Source organism: Lacrimispora sp. (genome assembly GCF_032078915.1).
Taxonomy (GTDB): domain Bacteria; phylum Bacillota; class Clostridia; order Lachnospirales; family Lachnospiraceae; genus Lacrimispora.
Map to the genome: position 1 here is coordinate 1 of NZ_DAMAUN010000159.1, position 6,592 is coordinate 6,592.

4 protein-coding genes, 1 pseudogene and 1 other annotated feature are annotated in these 6,592 nt (G+C 45.5%); all 5 genes and pseudogenes read right to left on the bottom strand.

Translation table 11 applies throughout. From position 1 onward, the window contains the following. Positions 1-138 precede the first annotated feature (138 nt). On the bottom strand, positions 139-1,350 hold the full coding sequence (gene eno, locus RT269_RS29275; protein WP_313188012.1) for a phosphopyruvate hydratase: 1,212 nt from the start codon (positions 1,348-1,350) through the stop codon (positions 139-141). Between the two features lie 151 nt (positions 1,351-1,501). Then, complete coding sequence (gene pheT, locus RT269_RS29280; RefSeq protein ID WP_313188013.1) at positions 1,502-3,922, bottom strand: phenylalanine--tRNA ligase subunit beta; 2,421 nt, start codon at positions 3,920-3,922, stop codon at positions 1,502-1,504. An 18-nt stretch (positions 3,923-3,940) separates the two neighbouring features. After that, complete coding sequence (gene pheS, locus RT269_RS29285) at positions 3,941-4,960, bottom strand: phenylalanine--tRNA ligase subunit alpha (protein ID WP_313188014.1); 1,020 nt, start codon at positions 4,958-4,960, stop codon at positions 3,941-3,943. A 79-nt stretch (positions 4,961-5,039) separates the two neighbouring features. Continuing rightward, positions 5,040-5,286, bottom strand: a binding site (T-box leader). A gap of 118 nt (positions 5,287-5,404) precedes the next feature. Next, positions 5,405-5,644, bottom strand: coding sequence for a hypothetical protein (locus RT269_RS29290; protein ID WP_313188015.1), 240 nt, complete (start codon positions 5,642-5,644; stop codon positions 5,405-5,407). Between the two features lie 335 nt (positions 5,645-5,979). Further along, positions 5,980-6,592, bottom strand: a pseudogene (locus tag RT269_RS29295) (ABC transporter ATP-binding protein); the annotation flags it as partial.

Consider the following 6,592-nt stretch of genomic DNA (forward strand, 5'->3'; position numbering starts at 1 on the left):
ACGGTTTTTATGCTGATATTTATAACAGCCGGTTTTCAGTAAAAACAGCATGAATGATCCAGGCAGCGACTGTAAAAACAACCGCTGCCTTTTTCATGCTGCTCCAAATGCTACTGTTTTTTCTTTTCCTTCGTCAAGTCAAAAAGAATATTCCATGACTGCCCGTCCAAATTTCCTATAAAATTCTTCTATGCGCAATAGTTCATTGTATTTAGCGGTGCACTCTCCTCTGCACGGTGCTCCGCACTTCACATAATCGGCACCGACTGCTGCTGCCATATCCGCAAGGAAAGACTCTTCCGTATCCTTTCCATCGCTGGCAATGATCACCTTATGTCCGGCTTTTCTTGCCTTCTCCACCATTTCCAATGCCCCGGTTACAGTCCCCGCCTGTTCCATACGGATGATCGTGGCATTAGCCGCAGAAAAATCATCGGACACCAAAAGCGTACGGTGCTCCAAGAGCTTCATCATTTGTTCTCTTCCTTCCAGGTCTTCTTTCCAAAGCCCGTTTAAGACCGCACAAATGGGAAAGCCGTCCGCCAATCTCAGATAATAAGCAAGCATATCCTTTTGCGCCCTGTTTATGGAGATTCCACCCTTCCTGCTTTCCTTTGAAAAACAGTAGGTGCCATCTTCCTTTACGTACAGACGGTCTGCATCAGCGTTGATTGCCACCAGCACATCTGTCCCCGGCTTATATCCGGTAAGCTTAAAGGAATCCATTAAATAATGCAGTGCTTCTTCTGAGTTTTTCATATCCGGTACAAAGCCGCCGCCATCTCCTGTGGAGGTGCTAAAGCCGCTTATGGATAAAAGCCTTTTTAATGTATGGTAAATCTCCACTCCCATGCGAAGTCCTTCCGAATAGGAATTGGCTCCCTGAGGCACAATCATGATCTCCTGAAAATCAAGACCTTTTTCCCCGCCTCCTCCGCTTATCATGCTCATCATGGGAACCGGCATCACAGGAGCCGAGGTTCCGCCCAGATAACGGTACAGCGGCAGATGCAGCCCTGCTCCTGCCGCCCTTGCAGCCGCCATTGATAAAGCCAGTACTCCCTGGTTTCCGTCCCCTTCTGCCCGGTTCTCCTCTTTCTCCTCTGCTGCCTGGGAAAGCATCCGATCGATTCTTCCCTGGTCTGATGCATCCTCAAACAATATTGTTTCTGAAAGCCAGCCGCCCACAAGCTCTGCCTGTTTCTCTGCCCTGCCGGTGTCTCCCAGGGAAACCGTCGCTCTTCCATGAGCACCGTTTTCCAGGATCACTTCAGCTTCTACTCCGGGATACCCCCAGGAATCCCGGACAATCCTTCCTGTTATTTCTATAATATCAAGGCTGTTAAACATCCTTTTGCCTCCCTGTCCTTTCTTACATTCTTACCGTAAGGATTGACGGAATTTACTACATCCATGCAGGTACAGAGAAAAAAGATGCCAGGAGACTTTTCTTTCTTCCTGGCATCTTTCTTTGATGATTTACTTATAAAACGGCATTTATTTATGCCCGAAGTTCAATTCCCAATCCCTGTAATCCGTTAAGGATCTTTTTCATTACAGCAAGAACCTCCTGCTCTTCTAAGGTGTGATCGCCTGCGCGGAAGGTGATGGAATATGCAACGGACTTATATCCTGCTAAAATCTGGGTTCCTTCATAAATATCGAAAAGCTCATAGCTTTCCAGTATCTTTCCTCCCCGCTGCTCGATGATCTCTTCGATCTGTCCGACCAGAATTTCCTTTGGCACCACCATGCTGATGTCTCTGGTAACAGCCGGATATTTTGCAATTCCGGTGTACTTCCGGTCAAAGCTTGTAAATGGGATCATGGATGGCATATCAATCACAGCCACATAGGCCCGGTCCCCAATCTTATAGTTGTCAGCCACCTCCGGATGGACTTCTCCCAGATATCCGATGGTTACCCCATCATAAATGATATCTGCCTGTCTTCCAGGATGAAGGAATGTTTTTCCGCTCTTTGGATCATAATGAGGCCGTTTGTGCATTCCGGTTTTATCGAAGAATTCTTCAATCACGCCCTTCATATCAAAGAAATCGCCGTCGCCGTAAAATCCCAGGGTAAACTGCATTCTTTCATCGGGAAGCTCGGTCAATGGAAGCGCCTTTGGAAGATAAATATTAGCCAGCTCATAAAGGCGGACATTCTTATTGCGGCGGTTGTAGTTGGTGGATAAGGAGTTTAACATTCCATGAAGAGGGGAGGTCCTCATAACGCTGAAATCCTCTCCCAAAGGATTTAATATATTCACTGTCACACGGAGCGGACTGTCCTCCGGGATCAGCAGACGGTCAAATGCCTTGGGGCTTTCAAAGGAATAGGTCATTCCCTGGGAAAATCCGGAGAATTCCGCCACTTCTCTTGCCACCTCTTCTACTCTTAATTTATATGACAGCTTGCCGGTGGTTGCCTCGCCCGTGGGCAGGGATACGGGGATCTTGTCATATCCAAAGAATCTGGCAGCTTCTTCCGCCAGATCCGCCATGCACTCTAAGTCCTGACGGAAGGTGGGAATAAGGATTTCATTTGCTGTCTCATCGTATCCCAAATCCAGCTTTTTAAAGTATCCAAGCATTGTTTCCGCTTCGATCTCAGTGCCCAGAAGCCGGTTCATCTTTTCTGGCTCAAAGGGAAGTCTTTTCCCCTCCCGCTTCTTAGGATAGATATCAATCATGCCGCCTACAACTTCTCCTGCGCCCAGCTCCTCGATCAGCTGGCACGCGCGGTTAATCGCTTCCTCAGCGTTGTTCGGATCAAGTCCTTTTTCAAATTTACCGGAAGCATCGGTCCTTAATCCGACTTTTTTGGAAGAAAGGCGGATATTGGTTCCATCAAAGCAGGCGCTTTCAAACACCATGGTCTTCACCTCATCGGTGATTTTGGAGTTTTCTCCTCCCATGATGCCGGCGATCCCTACTGCTTTTTCTCCGTCATTGATCATGAGAACGGTGCTGTCCAGTTTTCTTTCCTGTTCGTCAAGAGTCTGGAAGGTATCGCCTTCTCCCGCGCATTTTACAACGATTTCATGATTTGCAAGCAGGTCATAGTCAAAGGCATGCATTGGCTGACCATACTCTTCCATCACATAATTGGTAATGTCCACGATATTATTAATAGGACGGATCCCGCATGCGGCAAGACGTCGCTGCATCCAGGCCGGGGACGGAGCAAGCTTGATATTTTTTACCATTCTTGCACAATAGCGGGGACAGAGAAGGCTATCCTCTACGGAAATCTTCAAATAGTCATGGATATCCTCGCTGTTTCCTGTGGCTGTTACCACCGGAGGTACAAAGGGCTTACGGAAGGTAGCCGCCGCTTCTCGTGCAATTCCTATTACACTGTAGCAGTCCACACGGTTTGAGGTAATTTCGTATTCAAATACGGAATCACGAAGGCCCAGCACTTCTACGGCATCTGCACCTATTTCCGTATCCTCAGGCAGAATGTAAATCCCGCTTTCCGGTGCATCCGGATACATTTCATTGGAAGAGCCCAGCTCTTCAATGGAGCACATCATGCCGCAGGATTCGATTCCTCTCAGTTTCCCCTTCTTGATCTGGATTCCTTCTTCCGGAAGAGCGCCGCCGTCATGACCACCTGCCACTTTACCTCCGTCTAATACTACAGGAATTTTATCTCCGGTCTTTACATTGGATGCGCCTGTAACGATCTGTACGGTTTCCGCTCCAACATTGACCTGGCAGATGATCAGTTTATCTGCATCCGGATGACGTTCAATGGATAATATCTGTCCGACTACGATTTTCTCTAAGTTTTTATCCAGGCAAACATAGCCCTCAACCTTTGATCCGGTAAGCGTCATAGCATCTGTATATTCCTGGGCCGTTACATCTAAATCCGGAACGTATGCTTTAATCCATGATAATGGTGTATTCATTGATCTATCTCCCTTTCCTTAAAACTGTTTTAAGAATCTGATGTCGTTCTCATATAATAATCTCATGTCATCGATTTCATATTTTAACAGTGCAATCCGCTCCAATCCCACTCCGAATGCAAAGCCGGAATATTCATTGGGATCGATTCCGCTCATTGTAAGCACATTTGGATGGACCATGCCGCAGCCAAGAATCTCAATCCAGCCGGAGCCTTTGCAGAAGCGGCAGCCTTTTCCGCCGCATTTGAAACAGGTAACATCCATCTCCGCGCTTGGTTCTGTAAATGGGAAATGGTGCGGACGGAATTTAACTTTTGTCTCCGGGCCAAAAAGCTCTCTTGCAAACTCTGCAAGGGTTCCCTTTAAATCCGCAAATGTGATATTTTTATCAATCACAAGTCCTTCTATCTGGTGGAAAGAAGGGGAATGGGTTGCATCCACCTCATCAGACCGGAATACACGGCCGGGGGCCAGCATGCGGATCGGCAGTTTGCCCTTTTCCATGGTCCTGACCTGAACGGGTGATGTCTGGCTTCTTAATACGATGTTGTCACTGATATAAAAGGTATCCTGTTCGTCTCTCGCCGGATGATTCTTAGGGATATTCAGCTTTTCAAAGTTATAGGAATCGTATTCCACTTCCGGCCCTTCAATGACCTCATATCCCATGCCAACGAAGATTCTCTCAACCTCTTCCAGGGCAATGGTATTCGGATGGGTGTGGCCTACCTTATTCCGTCTGCCGGGAAGGGTTACATCAATTACTTCTTTTTTCAGCTGTTCTTCTCTGGCTTTTTTCTGCAGGGCGGATATGGCATCCTCTAATTTCCCCTCGATCACGGCCCGGGCGTCATTTACCATCTGGCCCACCTTTGGCCTGTCTTCCGGAGCAACATCCTTCATACTTTTTAATACACTGGTCAGCTCACCCTTTTTTCCAAGATAAGCAACTTTAATGTCATTTAGTTTTTCCAGCGCATCGGAAGCTTCAATCTGCGTTAACGCTTCCTGTTTGATTTTTTCCAATTGGTCCTTCATCGTGCTCTCCTTCTTTTCATGATCAAATTTTACTTTTGCTGCTTTAACAGCGAAATGAACTAAAAAAAGCTCCGCCCCAAAAAGGGACGAAGCTATATTCGCGGTACCACCCTGATTCCTGCGTATGACACAGGCACTCGGTATACGTAACGTGTATTGACGTCATGACTTACCCGCCAGACCGGCAGCCAAAGCTGTCACTGGTTTCAATCATGCTGCTTCAGTGGGAAATTCAATCTCTTATCTGAACTTAAAAGGGCTTACAGCCGATGGCCCCTTCTCTCTGGAAGAAAATAAGGATTTACTTACACCTTCATTGCATTTGATGTTTTTAATTGTAACGTTACGTACCATTGTAATAACGGATGTTCAAAATGTCAAGGATTATTTTCATATGGATTATATCAGAAGGAAATAAGCCGGATCTCTGCCCGTTTTCCTTTCTTAAATCGCATCCTTATAAGCTTCTTCTAAAATTCTTTTAAATTCAAGGAGTATTTCATAGGTTTCAGCCCGTTTTTCCAGATGTTCTATAAAAATATCAATATACTCCTTATCTTCGGCTCTTTTTGTTTTCTCAATCTGAACTTTTTCTTTTTCTATATTGTAAAAATGGGCCAACGCAATTAAAAGCACACTCTCTGTTAACAGTGCACCCAGCAACATAATATCTAAAAAACTCATTTTTTCCCCCTGTTCTTTTAAACCAAAAAATACGGCCAAGATTTTTATACTGTCTTTTACAAAATCAGTATCTTAAACCGCCTGTAATGTGATCATAATAATCATCCATCCCCCCTCCCTTTATCCGTGAACTGCAAAGGAATTCTTACGGGGCTGAAACAGACTGCTCTCCTGGCTTCCATAATGATTTTAAACATAATCCTACCGCCTTTTATATAGTTATTATAACTAATATCGAACTTTATAAAGTATATCATAACAGAGAAAAAAAGAACAGCGTCAGAAAGCATATCCCAGATATCTTTCTGACGCTGTTTTTTATTATCTTATCGAAACTACACAGCAAACTGGCTGTTATAAAGCTGTGCATAAAATCCATTTTGGGAAAGCAGGCTTTCATGGGTTCCCTGCTCAATGATATGGCCATCCCTCATTACCAGTATCACATCCGCTTCTTTAATCGTAGAAAGACGGTGAGCGACGATAAAGCTGGTACGCCCTTCCATCATTTTTCCAAAAGCCTTCTGTATTTTTATCTCAGTTCTGGTATCAATGGATGAAGTGGCTTCATCAAGAATCAGCATGGGAGGAAGGCACAGCATAACTCTGGCAATGCATAAAAGCTGTTTCTGTCCTTGGGATAAGTTTCCGCCGTCTTCCGATATAACAGTATCATATCCTTCCGGCATACGCCTGATAAAGCTGTGGGCATGAGCCTCCTTTGCCGCCAGAATGATCTCTTCCTCATCCGCCTCCGGCCTTCCATATGCAATATTTTCACGAATGGTCCCTGATTTAAGCCATGTCTCCTGCAGCACCATACCGTAACTGGTTCTTAAGCTTTGTCTGGTCATATGGCGTATATCTGTCCCATCTACCCGGATGGAACCGGAATCCACATCATAAAACGCATGAGAAGATTGATCACCGTACTTTTTCCGCAGCCCG